At 47.5% G+C, this 15,906-nt stretch carries 13 protein-coding genes; 6 read left to right on the top strand and 7 right to left on the bottom strand.

Features of this window, described 5'->3' with window-relative positions; all coding sequences use genetic code 11:
- Positions 1-8: 8 nt before the first annotated feature.
- Together glyS and glyQ are read right to left on the bottom strand one after the other, a co-directional pair.
- Positions 9-2,087, bottom strand: a complete 2,079-nt coding sequence (gene glyS, locus Q7A_RS02865; protein WP_014705829.1) for a glycine--tRNA ligase subunit beta — start codon at positions 2,085-2,087, stop codon at positions 9-11.
- Between the two features lie 2 nt (positions 2,088-2,089).
- Positions 2,090-3,019: a glycine--tRNA ligase subunit alpha gene (gene glyQ / locus Q7A_RS02860; RefSeq protein WP_014705828.1), complete on the bottom strand. Its 930-nt coding sequence runs from the start codon at positions 3,017-3,019 to the stop codon at positions 2,090-2,092.
- Between the two features lie 179 nt (positions 3,020-3,198).
- On the opposite strand from glyQ, the gene gshB reads away from it, so the two are divergent.
- The 3 genes from gshB to Q7A_RS02845 are packed head-to-tail and all read left to right on the top strand — an operon-like array spanning position 3,199 to position 6,237.
- Positions 3,199-4,143, top strand: a complete 945-nt coding sequence (gshB, locus tag Q7A_RS02855; RefSeq protein WP_014705827.1) for a glutathione synthase — start codon at positions 3,199-3,201, stop codon at positions 4,141-4,143.
- Positions 4,140-5,186, top strand: a complete 1,047-nt coding sequence (locus Q7A_RS02850) for an FAD:protein FMN transferase (RefSeq protein ID WP_014705826.1) — start codon at positions 4,140-4,142, stop codon at positions 5,184-5,186. Before gshB ends, Q7A_RS02850 begins: the two co-directional genes overlap by 4 nt.
- A gap of 4 nt (positions 5,187-5,190) precedes the next feature.
- Complete coding sequence (locus Q7A_RS02845; RefSeq protein WP_014705825.1) at positions 5,191-6,237, top strand: energy transducer TonB; 1,047 nt, start codon at positions 5,191-5,193, stop codon at positions 6,235-6,237.
- Between the two features lie 4 nt (positions 6,238-6,241).
- Here the strand turns inward: Q7A_RS02845 and Q7A_RS02840 are convergent, their stop codons facing one another.
- Together Q7A_RS02840 and uvrA are read right to left on the bottom strand one after the other, a co-directional pair.
- Positions 6,242-6,865 carry a CYTH domain-containing protein gene (locus tag Q7A_RS02840; protein ID WP_014705824.1) on the bottom strand — a complete coding sequence of 208 codons (624 nt, stop codon included), beginning with the start codon at positions 6,863-6,865 and terminating at the stop codon, positions 6,242-6,244.
- A complete protein-coding gene (gene uvrA / locus Q7A_RS02835) occupies positions 6,862-9,681 on the bottom strand; it encodes an excinuclease ABC subunit UvrA (protein ID WP_014705823.1) in 2,820 nt (939 codons plus the stop codon). Before uvrA ends, Q7A_RS02840 begins: the two co-directional genes overlap by 4 nt.
- A 50-nt stretch (positions 9,682-9,731) precedes the next feature.
- Here uvrA and Q7A_RS02830 point away from each other — a divergent pair, with 50 nt between their 5' ends.
- From Q7A_RS02830 to ppnN, 3 genes are all read left to right on the top strand, one after another.
- Positions 9,732-11,117 (top strand): MFS transporter, encoded by a 1,386-nt coding sequence (locus Q7A_RS02830; RefSeq protein ID WP_014705822.1) that lies wholly within the window; start codon positions 9,732-9,734, stop codon positions 11,115-11,117.
- Between the two features lie 39 nt (positions 11,118-11,156).
- Complete coding sequence (gene ssb, locus Q7A_RS02825) at positions 11,157-11,654, top strand: single-stranded DNA-binding protein (protein ID WP_014705821.1); 498 nt, start codon at positions 11,157-11,159, stop codon at positions 11,652-11,654.
- 149 nt (positions 11,655-11,803) lie between these two features.
- Positions 11,804-13,165, top strand: coding sequence for a nucleotide 5'-monophosphate nucleosidase PpnN (ppnN, locus tag Q7A_RS02820; protein WP_014705820.1), 1,362 nt, complete (start codon positions 11,804-11,806; stop codon positions 13,163-13,165).
- Between the two features lie 21 nt (positions 13,166-13,186).
- Here ppnN and Q7A_RS02815 read toward each other — a convergent pair whose 3' ends face one another.
- The 3 genes from Q7A_RS02815 to Q7A_RS02805 all read right to left on the bottom strand — a co-directional run bounded on the left by Q7A_RS02815 (position 13,187) and on the right by Q7A_RS02805 (position 15,797).
- A complete protein-coding gene (locus Q7A_RS02815) occupies positions 13,187-13,570 on the bottom strand; it encodes a nuclear transport factor 2 family protein (RefSeq protein WP_014705819.1) in 384 nt (127 codons plus the stop codon).
- An 86-nt stretch (positions 13,571-13,656) separates the two neighbouring features.
- Positions 13,657-14,247 carry a hypothetical protein gene (locus tag Q7A_RS02810; RefSeq protein ID WP_014705818.1) on the bottom strand — a complete coding sequence of 197 codons (591 nt, stop codon included), beginning with the start codon at positions 14,245-14,247 and terminating at the stop codon, positions 13,657-13,659.
- An 11-nt stretch (positions 14,248-14,258) separates the two neighbouring features.
- The gene (locus Q7A_RS02805; RefSeq protein ID WP_041354866.1) at positions 14,259-15,797 is read right to left on the bottom strand and encodes an AmpG family muropeptide MFS transporter; all 1,539 of its coding nucleotides are present in this window, start codon (positions 15,795-15,797) and stop codon (positions 14,259-14,261) included.
- Positions 15,798-15,906 lie beyond the last annotated feature (109 nt).

The raw sequence follows: 15,906 nt of genomic DNA, 5'->3' as shown, positions 1-15,906 counted from the left end.
TACGCATCCTAATTTTGTAACCGGGAAATATCTGCCACACCCATAAATAAAGCCCGAGTCTGATTCAACAACGCCAAGCGATTATGACGAATGGCTTCATCTTCTGCCATAACCATGACTTCGTCAAAAAACGCATCAATACTGTCTCGCATATCGGCTAGTCGACGCAACACGCCGGTGTAGTCAGCCTGCTGCATCAACGGTTCAACATCTGCAGATACACGTTTTAAAGTTTCCGCGAGTTGTTGTTCAGCTGTTGCTTCCAGTAAGGCGGGATTTAACTGATGATCCGCTTCATAGGCACCATTTTTACGTAGGATATTATCAATGCGTTTATTACCTGCCGCCAGCGCTTCAGCCTGTTCCATATCACGGAAAGCGGATACCGCCTGCATGCGCTGCATGAAATCCAGTGGGCGTGTGGGTTGTAAGGCTAAAACGGCTTCAAACACATCACCATGGTGACCTGCATCTGCTGCATAGCCACGCAAACGATCAAACAGATATTGCATCACCGGAGCCACGATTTCAGTTTCAGTAAGCTGTTTATCGTAACTTTGCACTGACTGTTGTAAAAGTTCAGCCAGATCCAAATCCAGATTATTTTCGATTATAATTCTCAGCACGCCCAACGCAGCACGCCGTAAGGCAAACGGATCTTTGGCACCTGATGGTGGCTGACCAATACCAAACAGACCGCACAAGGTATCGATTTTTTCAGCAAGACTTAATGCCTGCCCGGTTTTGCCCTGTGGCAAAGCATCACCGGCAAAACGTGGCAGATATTGCTCATCCATCGCTGCAGCCAACTCTTCCTGCTCGCCATCAAGACGCGCATAGAAGCTGCCCATAATGCCTTGCAGTTCGGGGAATTCGCCGACCATTTCAGTGACCAGATCACATTTGGCCAACATGGCAGCACGTTCGGCCAGTGCTACATCACCATCAATTTTGCCGGCAATAAAAACAGCCAGTTTCGCAACACGTTGGGATTTATCAAAGACCGTGCCCAGTTGATTCTGGAACACGATGGTTTTCAGTTGTTCCTGACGATCCGCTAATGGACGTTTTCTATCAGTATCCCAGAAAAACGCCGCATCGCTTAACCGGGGCAGAATCACCCGTTCATTACCGGCAATCACCTGCGCCGGGTCACGACTTTCGATATTACAAACGGTAATAAAAAATGGCAGTAACTTGCCTGCAGCATCTTTTACCGGAAAATATTTTTGATGGCCTTGCATTGAGGAGATTAACGCCTGCGACGGTAATTCCAGAAAACGCTTTTCAAACTCACCCGATAAGGCAACCGGCCATTCCACCAGACCGGTGACTTCATTGAGCAATTCATCATCAATAATGGCCTGACCACCCAGTTGGCTGGCCAATTCATTGACCTGTCCGCAAATGGCTTCGCGACGCTCAGCAAAATCAACCATCACATGGCCTTCGCTAAGCAATTGCGGCGCATAGGTTCGTGGACTGCTGATGCGAATCGCCTGGGGATGATGGAAACGATGTCCATAACTTAGTTGATTGGATTGCACGCCCAGTAAACTGGCTGGAATAATCTCATCTCCCAGCATCAACACCAGCCAATGCACCGGTCTGACAAATTCTTCAGATAAACTGCCCCAACGCATACGCTTGGGAATTGGCAATGCTGCTAAGGACTGCTTCACAATTTCCGGCAGTAACTCTGTGGCGGCCTGACCCGTCTGTTTTTCGCGGTAGACTAACCAGGCACCTTTATCCGTTTCCAGCGTTTCAAGTGCATCGACATCCACACCACAGGAACGGGCAAATCCCTGTAAGGCTTTGGTCGGGTTGCCTTCTTCATCAAAACCAGCGGTAACGGCAGGGCCACGCTTTTCGATATCACGATCGGCCTGGTGAGTCTGGAGGCCAGTAATCACTACCGCCAACCGACGTGGACTGGCATAGGCTTTTGACGTTGAGAAAGTGAGTTCTGCCTCAGTTAACCCTTTTTCAACACCTTTCAGTAAAGCTTCACTTAAAGTCGAAAGGGCTTTGGGCGGTAACTCTTCAGTGCCAAGCTCTAGCAGGAAATCACGTACATCACTCATGACTACACCTCATCCTGTTTACTTAACATCGGAAAGCCCAGAGATTCACGTCGGTCGAAGTAAGCCTGAGCAACTGCCCTGGCCAATGTTCTGACACGCAGGATAAAGCGCTGTCTTTCAGTGACCGAAATCGCTTTCCGTGCATCCAACAGGTTAAAGGTATGTGACGCTTTTAAAACCATTTCATAAGCAGGTAATGGCAAGCCCGCTGCAATCATTCTTTCACTCTCTTTTTCACAGGTATCGAACTGTTGAAACAGATGTTCGGTATTGGCATGTTCAAAGTTGTAGGTCGACATTTCGACTTCGTTCTGATGAAACACATCGCCGTAAGTCACTTTGCCGAGTGGACCATCAGCCCAAACCAAATCATAAACACTGGCTACGCCTTGTAAATACATGGCGATACGTTCCAGACCATAAGTGATTTCACCGCTGACGGGTTTACATTCGAGGCCGCCAACCTGCTGGAAATAGGTGAACTGTGTCACCTCCATCCCATTCAACCAGACTTCCCAACCCAGCCCCCAGGCACCTAATGTCGGTGATTCCCAGTTATCTTCTACAAAACGTATATCGTGGATGGTGGTATCAATTCCCAGCATTCTTAATGAGCCAAGATACAGCTCCTGAATATTCAAAGGCGATGGTTTGATCAACACCTGAAACTGATAGTAATGCTGGAGACGGTTAGGGTTGTCGCCATAACGGCCATCTGTCGGACGACGGGAGGGCTGCACATACGCCGCACTCCAGGGCTCCGGGCCAATAGCTCGCAGGAAGGTGGCCGGGTGGAAGGTACCCGCTCCAACCTCCATATCATAGGGCTGTAATAACACACAGCCTTGTTCTGCCCAGTATTGTTGCAGACGTAGAATCAGTTCCTGAAAAGTTTTTGGCGTGGCCGCCACAGTTGCCGCAGAATTACTCATTGAGAAAATTGTCTTCGCATGACTAAAAATGTACTGATTATAGCGAATAAAGCAGTGGCTTGTAGAGACAACTCCGTAATGAATTTATGCGCTTGACGGTTTGACTGAAGCGACAGTCACCGCAAAGAAACAGATACGGTACAATGCAGCCACCTTAATTTGTGTTAAAGAGCAGAATTATGTCGCGACTTATCGGCATCGTGATGGATCCCATTTCGGCCATCAATATCAAAAAAGACAGCAGTTTTGCGATGCTATTGGCTGCTCAGGCCAAGGGCTGGACAATCCAATATATGGAACAACAGGATCTGTATCTGAGCCAGGGCAAAGTGATGGCCAGCATGCGGGATTTACAGGTCATTGAAGATGCCAATAATTGGTATCAATTAGGCGAACCAACAACCCGCAGGCTTAGCGAACTTGATGCCATCCTGATGCGCATCGATCCCCCATTTGATATGGAATATATCTACAGCACATACCTGTTGGAACAGGCTCAGTCTGAGGGCGTATTAGTGGTGAACCATCCACAAAGCCTGCGTGATGCCAACGAAAAACTGTTTACTGCCTGGTTTCCGCAATGTTGTCCGCCTACCTTGGTCACCCGGAAAAAACAACTGATGCGTGAATTTCAGCAACAACATGGCGATATTATTATCAAACCATTAGATGGCATGGGCGGCGCTTCTATTTTCAAAGTCAGTCAGGGCGATCCGAATTTTTCGGTGATTGTCGAAACGCTTACCGAGCAAGGCAAAAAATCGGTGATGGTGCAGCAGTATTTACCGGCAATTAAAGACGGTGATAAACGTATTCTGCTGATTAACGGCGAACCAGTTCCCTTCGCCTTGGCCCGAATCCCTGCGGATGGCGAAACACGTGGCAATTTGGCAGCGGGTGGTCGGGGTGAAGGCCGACCACTCACAGATAGAGATCGCTGGATTTGTCAGCAGGTTGGGCCAAAATTACGTGAAAAAGGTCTGTTATTTGTTGGTCTGGATGTGATTGGCGATTATCTGACTGAGATTAACGTCACCAGCCCGACCTGTATTCGTGAGCTGGATCGGCAATTCAACCTGAATATTGCCGGTGATTTGATGAATTGTATTGAGGCACATTTATGAAGACTGTTTTACACAGCCTTGTATTGGTAATTGGTTTAAGTTTATTAAGTGCATGTGGTAATCAGGATAGGGCGCTGCAAGCCAAGTTTTATGCTTTTGGCACCGAAATCGACGTCAGTCTGTACGGTGTTGATGAAGAAACGGCAGCTCAAACTATTGATGCTCTGGAGCAATCCTTTTCAGAAGTAAATGACCTGTGGCATGCATGGCAGCCGAGTGTGTTAACCAAAATTAATGATGCAATTGCAGCAGAACAATCCATTGCAGTGGATGACAATGTTGCCAGCGTGATTTTACTGGCTCAGAAACTGGCGAAAGACAGTGGCCATTTGTTTAATCCGGCAGCCGGTAATTTATTTGCATTATGGGGATATGAGCAGGATGACTGGTTTGAATCCCGTCCACTTCCCCCACAGGCTGATATCGATGCATGGCTGGCCGTCAGCCCGACGATGGATGATATTGTTATCGAAAATGGGCAACTAACCAGTAAAAATTCTACCGTAAGACTGGGCTTTGGTGGTTTTGCCAAAGGTTATGCGGTTGATAATGCCATCGCAATTCTGCAGCAACAGGGTATTGAAAATGCCGTGGTCAATATTGGTGGCGATTTACGTGCCATAGGAACTCATGGCGAACGTCCCTGGATTATTGGCATTCGCCACCCCAGACATGACAGAGTGTTAGCCTCGGTCGCTGTCAGTGATGATGAAAGTGTTTTCAGCTCTGGAGATTACGAACGTTTTTTTACCTATGAAGGAAAACGTTACCCGCATATTTTGGATCCACGTACCGGCTATCCTGCTGATCAGGCAATGTCCTCTACCGTGATTCACGAGAATGCATCCTTGGCAGATGCTGCAGCAACAGCGATTTTTGTAGCAGGCAGTAACTGGCCAACCATTGCTGCCGAAATGGGACTTGATATGGTTATGCTGGTCACTGAAGATGGTCAGGTAGAAATGAGTCCTGCGATGCAGAAACGTGTCAGATTAACCGGACATGATGCCGAACCGGTAATTCGCGAAATTCCACACGAGTGAGTGAATGATTTCGACCAGCAGAGCCACTGATCGGATAATTCTGACCCTTATCGGGTCGGTCATTTTGCATGTTATCGTGCTGTTTTCAATCAGTTTTAACGTGTTTTCACCACCGACCAATGCACCCGTCAATCAACTGGATATCACGCTGGTCAAACAGCAGACTGAACAGCAATCGGAAGAGGCCAGTTACCTTGCTCAGGTCAATAATGAAGGTGGCGGTGAAACCGAAGAAAAAACGCCTGAACCCACACTTGACTTGCCGGTACCAATTGCCGAAGAGGCTCCCGCATCAACAGACCCCGTATCTGCCACGATTACGGAACTGGATCCGGTTCCTGTAGAACCGGTTATCCCCGCCCCCCTTGTAGAACCGGCTCCGCCAGTTGAACCATCTCCTCCAGCAGAGGCGCCAGCTGAAAAGGTGGTTCCAGAGCCCCCAACTGAAAAACCAGTGGTTGAGACAAAACCCGACCCCGAAACCGCCAGCAAAAAAGTCACGGCTGAAAAGGCTGAACGTAAGGTAGATACTTCTGAAATTGTCACTGAAGAGACCGTCGATACCGTTGAAGAAACAGCAGAAATTACGCCAAAAGTTTCTGGTGCAGAGCTGGTTGCTCGGGCAAGAAGCGAAATCGGATCACTGCAGAGCACATTGGAAAATAACAGTATGGCGTTAAGCAAATCCCCAAAAAAACGCCGTATTTCAGCGTCCACCAAAGAATATGCTGCTGCGGCCTATATGCGATCCTGGGAGATGAAAGTGGAACGTATTGGCAATATGAATTATCCCCAGGAAGCCAAGGATAAAGGTATTAACGGTAGCTTGATGTTATCAGTGGATATCAAACCGGATGGCAGCGTGCCGCCCGATGGTATTGTAGTGTCTCGATCTTCCGGGCATAAGGTACTGGATGATGCCGCCGTGCGAATTGTACGTTTAGGTGCTCCCTATGCCGCCATCCCCGAGGATGTTCTGCAAAATAATGACATGCTTACCATTATCCGTACCTGGAAGTTTGAAAGTGCCCGAGGCCTGTTGGCCCATTAGTTATTCAGTCAGTATTCTGTTGTTGATATAACTGGTAACCCGTCTCGGCCTTACTGCGGTTGTTATAACTCAGCGCCAATTCCGACTTCAGCTTTTCTGCAATTTGCTGTAACACTTCCAGTGAACCGTGACGTAACTCCAGTTCGACTTCATGAATAATCGCCTTGTTGTTACCCGAAACGGCCTCACCAAAATCATACGCCAGCTCAATCAGGGTATCCTGGGTGGCTTCCAGCATAAGAATATCCCGGTTAAATTTGGTATAGAACAGACGCTGCAACTGCTTCCAGCTGCCACTGTCATCGACCATCGGCGCTAACGGTGTTTGTCGAAGCAAGGGCAGATCAAACTCACCATTCATGATGGGATGTTCCCATTCTTCACGCTGATGCAGACCATCCTGAACCTTGCCACTGGTTTTAACGGTTTGCAGCCATTGATCGTCGATCTGTCGCATACGTAAAGCGATGCCCTGCTGTTTCAGTTTCAGTTGCGGGGTATCAAAGTACTCCGTCCGCAGATGCAACTGCTTTCGCTCACTGACCATGGCTTGCAGCCATTCCAGATCAGCAAGATTCAGTTTGGTCTCGCCATTCACGGTAAGTTTCATTTCCTGTTCAAGACTCATTTTAATAACGGCTTCAGATAATGTCCGGTATGCGAACGTGGATATTCAGTGATTTGCTCCGGCGTGCCGACAGCAATCACTTCACCACCGCCAGCGCCACCCTCAGGCCCCATATCAATTACCCAGTCGGCGGTTTTTACCACATCCAGATTATGCTCAATCACCACGATAGTGTTACCCCGATCGCGTAAATGATGCAAGACTTTCAGCAGTTGCTCAATATCGTAAAAATGCAGCCCTGTGGTCGGCTCATCAAGGATATACAGCGTTTTACCGGTATCACGTTTGGATAATTCTTTGGCCAGTTTGACCCGTTGCGCTTCACCGCCGGAAAGCGTCGTGGCATTCTGACCCAGCTTGATATAGGTCAGGCCGACATCAATCAAGGTTTGCAGTTTTTTCGCCACCACCGGAATATTTTCAAAAAACACATTGGCATCTTCGATAGTCATATCCAGCACTTCAGTGATGGTTTTACCTTTATAGCGAATATCAAGGGTTTCACGATTGTAGCGCTTACCTTTACAGACATCACAAGGCACATAAATATCGGGTAAAAAGTGCATTTCGACCTTAATCAAACCGTCACCCTGACAGGCTTCACAGCGGCCGCCTTTAACATTAAAGCTAAATCTTCCAGGTCCATAACCTCTGGCCCGTGCTTCCTGAGTACCCGCAAATAGCTCTCGTATCGGGGTGAAAAGACCGGTGTAGGTAGCAGGATTAGAGCGCGGCGTCCGACCAATCGGGCTTTGATTAATCGCCACGACTTTATCTAATTGTTCCAGGCCGAGAATATCGGTATGCGGTGCGGGTTCTTCGGAAGCACCATTTAATGTCTTGGAAGTCAGCTTCAGCAGCGTTTCGTTAATTAAGGTGGACTTTCCTGAACCAGACACGCCGGTAACACAAGTCATCAGACCGATCGGAATATCGACATCGACATGTTTCAGGTTATTACCGCAGGCACCACGCAGACCAATGGATTTACCGGCATGGGCGGTTTCGCGTTTAGCTGGGATTTCAATTTTTCGACGACCAGACAGGTATTGTCCGGTAAGCGAATGCTCACTTTTCATAATATCTTCTGGCGTGCCCTGCGCCACAATTGCACCACCATGGACCCCGGCACCCGGCCCGATATCCAGCACATAATCGGCACTGCGAATCGCATCCTCATCATGTTCAACCACAATCACCGTATTTCCCAAATCACGCAGCCGGGTCAGTGTTCCCAAAAGACGATCATTGTCACGCTGGTGCAGACCGATGGAGGGTTCATCAAGGATATACATCACTCCTACCAGACCGGCACCAATCTGGCTGGCCAGCCGGATACGCTGAGCTTCACCACCGGATAAGGTATCTGCACTGCGCGCCAGCGACAGGTAATCCAGCCCGACATTAACCAGAAAACTCAGACGGGCACTGATCTCGCTGACTATCTTGCTGGCTATCTCGCCACGTTTGCCAGGCAGCTCTAGTTGCTGGAAAAACTCGGTGGCTTCACCAATCGGCATCGCCGTTATTTCTGGCAAATTGGTTTCATTGATAAATACATTACGTGAGGCTTCCCGTAAGCGGGTGCCATGGCAATCCGGACAGGCTCTGATTGAATGGAATTTCGCCAGTTCATCACGAACACTACCCGATTCAGTCTCATGATAACGGCGTTGCAGGTTGGGAATAATACCTTCGAAAGCATGTTTTCGGCTTACTCGTTTGCCACGATCACTGATATAACTGAAATCAATTTCGGTACGACCACTGCCATACAAAATCACTTGGCGGACATTTTCAGGTAACGAGTCAAATGCCGCATCAATATCAAATTGAAAGTGATCGGCTAGCGATAGAATCATTTGGTAGTAATAGGCATTACGACGATCCCATCCGCGAATGGCACCGGCCGCCAAACTAAGTTCAGGGTGTGCAACGACTCGGGAAGGATCAACAAATTGCTTGATGCCTAAACCATCACAGGTCGGGCAGGCACCGGCCGGATTATTAAAGGAAAACATGCGCGGTTCGAGTTCGGCTATTGAATAGCCACACTCAGAGCAGGCAAAACGCGCCGAAAATAATGTTTGATCCGAGTCATCATCCATCGAGACGACTTTGGCCACACCATCGGCTAATTTCAAAGCCGTTTCAAACGATTCCGCCAGACGTTGTTGCAGATCTTCGCGTACTTTAAAACGGTCAACCACGGCTTCTATCGTGTGTTTTTTGCGTAATTCAAGCTCTGGTGGATCGTCCAGTTCAACGACTTCACCATTGACTCTGGCACGCACAAACCCTTGGGCCCGCAACCCTTCAAACACTGACAGATGTTCGCCCTTGCGATCCTGAATTACCGGAGCCAATAACATTAAACGTTTGCCTTCCGGCATGGCTAATACGGTGTCTACCATCTGACTCACGGTTTGTGCTTCCAGCGGCAGATGATGCGTTGGGCAGCGCGGTTCACCGGCTCTGGCCAACAACAATCTTAAATAATCATAGATTTCAGTGATGGTACCGACAGTAGAACGTGGATTATGTGATGTCGACTTCTGTTCAATCGAAATGGCCGGGGAAAGTCCCTCAATATGGTCAACATCGGGTTTTTCCATCATCGATAAAAACTGTCTGGCATAGGCTGAAAGCGATTCCACATAGCGCCGCTGACCTTCCGCATATAAGGTATCAAAAGCCAGTGACGATTTGCCTGATCCGGACAAGCCGGTAATCACAATCAGTGCATCTCTGGGCAGGTCCAGATCGATGTTTTTAAGGTTGTGCGTACGGGCGCCGCGAATACTGATTTTTTTCATGCCTGTTCCGTAGTAAAATCCAACGGATCAATATACTCTGTCACCCTATCATGACGCAAAAGCAAGCCACACCTGACGCACTTAGTGCGCTGGAGAAACGTACCATTTCCGGTTTATCAGTCATCTTCGCCCTGCGTATGCTGGGTTTGTTTATGATTTTGCCGGTATTTTCGCTCTCCGCCCAACAATATTCACACAGCACGCCTTTATTAATAGGTCTCGCGATTGGTGCCTATGGTTTAACGCAGGCGCTGTTGCAAATTCCATTTGGCATGCTCTCCGACCGAATTGGCCGTAAGAAGGTCATTTATCTGGGTTTGCTCCTGTTTGCCCTCGGTAGCCTGTTAGCCGCCATGGCAGACTCAATTTACACTGTCATTATTGGTCGATTATTACAAGGCAGTGGCGCGATTGCCGCCGTAGTCATGGCCTTAACCGCAGACCTTACCCGCGATCAGCATCGCACCAAAGCGATGGCCGCCATCGGTATCAGCATTGGCTTATCATTTTCCGTGGCATTAGCCAGTGGGGCGGCTTTAGAAAGCTGGATTGGACTGGATGGTATCTTCTGGGCCACTGCATTAATGGCTGTTTTTGGCATGTTGGTATTGCATTGGTGGGTTCCCACTCCTTATAAACACAAACAACATCAGGATATGAAACCAGCCCGCGCACAAATTGGCGAGGTATTGGCGAATATTTCCATTATGCGTCTGGTCGCCAGTATTCTGATTCTCCATTTATTACTCACGTTAAGTTTTTTCGCGCTACCAATCGCCTTGCAGGATTTTGCCGGCGTCGCCAAAGCGGATTTAGCGTTAACCTATTTACCAGTGTTATTACTGGCGTTTATCTGCATGGTGCCGTTTATTCTGCTGGCCGAAAAACAGCGCAAAATGAAACTGGTATTTACCGGCGCAATTGCCGTGCTGGCTGTCGCTCAGATCGGTTGGGCTCTATTACCCGGCTCATTGGCCATGCTGATGATTTGCTTATGGTTATTTTTCACAGCATTTAATATTCTTGAAGCCAGCCTGCCATCGATGATGTCCAAACTCAGTCCGATTAAAAACAAAGGCACAGCGATGGGAATCTATTCCAGCGCGCAGTTTATCGGTGCTTTTATTGGCGGTATATTAGGTGGCATTATTTACAGCATTGGTGATATCAGCTGGATCTTCTGGTCTGCAGGACTGATCAGTGCTGGGTGGTTGATTATGATGTTGCCGATGCAGGCACCAAAACATTACAGTAGCCGCATTGTTCCATTAAACGAAGTCACCGCTGAAACGGCTGATGAATTTGTAGAACGGCTGAATGCTATTAAAGGCGTGGTTGAGATCGTGATTGTGCTTGAAGAGCGGATCGCGTACGTTAAATATCTTGCCGATGATGTCGATTTGCATGAACTCGAAGCGTGTCTGATTTATGCATAGTAAAATGAACCAAAATTTGAATTAGTAAAGGAATTCACCATGTCAGTAAACAAAGTTATTCTGGTTGGCAGACTCGGGGTTGATCCTGAAAGCCGGGCTTTTCCTAATGGTGGCTCGATCTGTAATTTGCGGATTGCGACCTCAGAAAGCTGGCGTGATAAACAAACCGGTGAGCGCCAGGAACGCACCGAATGGCATCGCGTTGTATTACGTAATAAACTGGGGGAAATTGCTCAGCAATATCTGCGTAAAGGCTCGCAAGTCTATATTGAAGGCCGTATTCAGACGCGTAAATGGCAAAACCAGCAAGGTCAGGACCAATACACCACCGAAATTGTTGGCAATGAAATGACCATGCTGGACAGTAAAGGCGCCGGTGGCGGCAGTAATGATAGTCAGGATTACGGTCAAGGTCGTCCATCTCAGCCCGCAGCAAAAGGTAATTACAACAATCCACAACCGGCTTCAGCCTCTGCCGGCCCGGATTACGGTTCAGGTGGTGATGCTGATTATTACGATGATGATATTCCTTTCTGAGAAGGTCACCTAAGAGTGAAAGTGTAAAGTAAATCTGCTAAGCCCCATATATTTGGGGCTTTTTTGTATTGTTTGCCATATTTTTTACATTGATTCCCAAACCCAACAGTGGGAGTATGTCGGATTGCTATTTTTATCAATAGAAGTCTATGAACAAAATTCAACACACTACGATTCGCCCGTTAAGAACCTTAAATCTGCTGTCCCAGGAAGAAATTCAACGCATCAGCAATACCAGCGAAGATTTGCATCGTCTGTTTCGTGATTGCGCTTTGGCGATTTTAAATACCGACAGTCATCAGGATGATGCAGAACAGATCTTTCATACCTATGCGGATTTCGATATCAAACTGGTCCCGCAATCCCGAGGGGTCGTGTTGGAAATCAAAAATGCCCCTGCACAGTCTTTTGTTGATGACAAAATTATTCGCGGAATACAGGAGCATTTGTCATCAGCGCTGCGCGATATTATCTATACCGATTTCAAAATTCTTGCCCGGCAAACCTCACCGACCTCTGAACAGATTACCGATAGCGTGTTTATGATTCTGCGTAATGCGGATGCCATTAAACCCAATATGACGCCAAATCTGGTGGTGTGCTGGGGTGGCCATTCGATTCCACGGGAAGAATATGATTACGCCAAACACGTAGGCTATGAACTGGGCTTGAGAAATCTCGATATCATTACTGGCTGTGGTATTGGTGCAATGAAAGGCCCGATGAAAGGTGCGGCGGTGGGTCATGCCAAGCAACAATTCAAAAACGGTCGTTATATCGGTATCAGTGAACCCGGTATTATTGCCTCAGAATCACCGAATGCAATTGTCAATGAACTGGTAATCATGCCAGATATTGAAAAGCGGCTGGAGGCCTTTGTCCGGCTGGGTCATAGCTTTATTGTTTTTCCCGGTGGAGTAGGAACTGTCGAGGAAATTTTCTATTTACTAAGTATATTGCTACATCCAGAAAACAAGCAGGGTATTCCACTAGTCTTTGCTGGTCCTGAATCCTGCCGTAATTATTTTGTGACGCTGGACAAATTCCTGCGCCGCTGCCTCGGTGATGCTGTGGCAGAACTGTATCAAATCATTATTGGCGAGCCAGCTACAGTAGGTCAGATCATTCGTGATTCCGTTAATCAGGTGCACCAGGCTCGGCGCGAATCTCAGGATGCCTATTACTATAACTGGCAATTACATATCGATCCGATGCTACAACAGCCATTTATCCCCACTCATGAAAATATGGCGTCATTAAGGTTATACCCAGATATGCCACGTCATGAGCTGGCCAGCAATTTACGTTCGGCATTTTCCGGCATCGTTGCTGGTAATGTAAAAGCCTTTGGGATCCGTGAAGTGGCTAAACATGGTCCCTACATCATCAACGGCGATCCGGATTTAATGCAAGCCATCGATGACTTGTTACGTATTTTTGTCCGTGAAAAACGTATGAAACTGGGACAGGACGAATATGCTTACAAACCGTGTTACAAACTGCTGGATTAATCCAGCAGTTTGTAACAATTGTTAGGCTTCATCATGCAGATGAAAAACTTTATTCATCACCTGCCATTTGCCATCAATTTTTAACAAATTGAAAAAGTCAGTAAATCGATGACCGGTCCAGTTATCTGATTCGAGTCTGACGCTGGCTGCCGTACCAACCACATCGATATGTGTAATTTTTGATTTCATGTCTTTGGCCGGCCCATTTTCATCATTCCAGTCATACAGTCCCTGAATAGGACCAGCAAATAAATCCGGGCCAACATAACCATAAATAGTGGCGTCCTGGTGAAAGGCTGGCTTCATGAGTTCACCACGTCCAGAAACGGCACCATCAATATAGTGCTGTATCAGCTTACTGATGGCATCATGATCACTCATTAAAGTAGCGGTGGTGTTTGACATGGGGATCCCCTTGCTGTTTATTGAAGCGTTCAATATAACATAACCTTTTCGGGGAAATTTCCCGCTGGGTTAGCGTAAAACAACATTCAAAAAATAAGTTTCAGTTGCTTTACATAAATCAATTCGCAAGCATTGGCACCCGTATCTTCGCGGCTTAAGGAGCTGCGCCAGCGCCAGCCATCATCGGCACTCACATTGACCAAATAACCTTGCAACGTAATTAATTGACCCGGACGGATCTGTTTGAGCGTTCTGGCGACTTCATCATTCGCCGGAATCAAATGCATATTGGCACTTTGGGTTTCAATACTCCGGCGCGGTATTGGAAATGACTCTACTTGCCAGAAATACCACCGACCAGACTGGCGAATGTTGATCTGTTTGACAACTTGCGGATTGGCCATTTCGCCCCAGCCCAATACCAAATCGGTAGGTGATAAATCGGCTTCACGTCCCAACCAATAGTCTTCGCGTGATAACACTCTAGCTTTTAGTTTAAATTCCGCCACGGGTTGTATTGCATAGGCCTGTAAAGGAATAGGCTGCAAGCCTGACACCTCGGATTGTTGAGGTGCGTTATCTATAACCTGGTGAGGAGCAGCATAGTTGATCTCAGCAGTCGAACAATGGCGCCAGCCGAAAAAAATTACTCCGATAATAAACAGCCAACGCCACATACGATAATCAGCTAACCATCAATTCGAAAACGTCTAGCAGCCAGGAATACCAAAAGCAACACCGGTATTCCCATTAATGCCGTCAGCAAAAAGAACTGCTCATACCCCATACTTTCGACCATCGTCCCGGAATAACCACCGAGTATTTTTGGCAATAAGGTCATCAGTGAGCTGAAGATGGCATATTGCACTGCGGTAAACGATATATTCGTTAGGCTGGATAAAAAGGCAATAAACGCGGCGCTGGCCATACCGCCGGACAGATTATCAGCAGAAATCACGATATACAGCATCCAGATATCATTGCCCATTTGAGCAAGCAGCATAAACAACAGATTGGTCAGTGCCGATAAAACGGCCCCTAAAAACAGGATCCGCATGACCCCGAAACGTAATGCCAGGATGCCGCCAAGAAAACCACCAACAATGGTCATAAACAAGCCAAACGTTTTTACCACCGTAGCAATCTCGGGCTTGGTAAAGCCCATATCCTGATAAAAGATATTGGCGATCACGCCCAGTACAATGTCGGAGATTCGATACAGCCCTATCAATGACAACAGCAGTAACGCCATCGACAGTCCATAACGTTTGAAGAAGTCCTGCACAGGCTCAACATAACTGCGATGCACAATGTTCTTTTGTACCCAGCCCATTAATATCAACACTTTGGCAATAATCACCGCCACAATCGTGGCCAGTACCAATCGCACCAGTTCAACACCGATGGCAGCCAATGGGCCATTATTTACCCAGCTGAGCATTTGCAACCGCGCTTGAACCGCCCAGTCACCAGTGAGATAAAAACAGCCAATAAAACCACTGATCGACAGAGAAAAAGTCAGCATCAAACCCAGATAATCACGTTTGCGATCATCGTGTATTTTTTTATTAACTTCAGGCTCGGGGCTTAATAACGTGGTGACCACGCCAATCAACATCAGCGACGCCATAATCAGATAACTTTGACGCCACGCCCGATAATCATATTCGCCCACTTCCGAACCAAAATAACTGGCCAGCATCAATGCGCCCGCTCCGGCCAGTAACATGCCAATTCGATAACCGGCGATATAACTGGCAGACATTAATGCCTGTAAACGGGTATCGGCAGATTCGATACGATAGGCATCAATCACCACATCCTGCGTTGCAGCTGAAAATCCCAGTAACACCGCCGCGATAGCCATTAAAGTCAGAGAATGCGTTGCCGGATCGACCATCGCCATCAATATGATTGAAGTAATAATCATCAGTTGCGATAAAAATAACCAGCTACGCCGTCGACCTAACAGCCGATGCAAAATCGGTAACGGCAGAATATCCAGCAGCGGGGCCCAGACAAACTTGAAGGAATAACCCAGCGCCGCCCAACTGAAATATGTGACTGCGCTGCGATCAACGCCAGCTTCACGTAACCATAGGCTGAGTGAGGAAAAAATCAGTAATAACGGCAACCCTGCCGCAATACCCAGAAACAGCATGGTGACGACTTGTGGGGTTAAAAAAGCCCGCAGACTTTCCTGCCAGGAACGGATGCTTGCAATCAAATTGAGCTCACTGATGAGGTTAAATCGGTTAGGGCCAGTTTCTCTTTCATAACCGTTTCTGTTGTGAATTGAAAAATCGTCACGCAAAGCGCGGGAAAAAATTATTAGC

Source organism: Methylophaga nitratireducenticrescens (genome assembly GCF_000260985.4).
GTDB classification, from domain to species: Bacteria; Pseudomonadota; Gammaproteobacteria; order Nitrosococcales; family Methylophagaceae; genus Methylophaga; species Methylophaga nitratireducenticrescens.
This window is presented reverse-complemented; position numbering and strand designations above follow the sequence as displayed.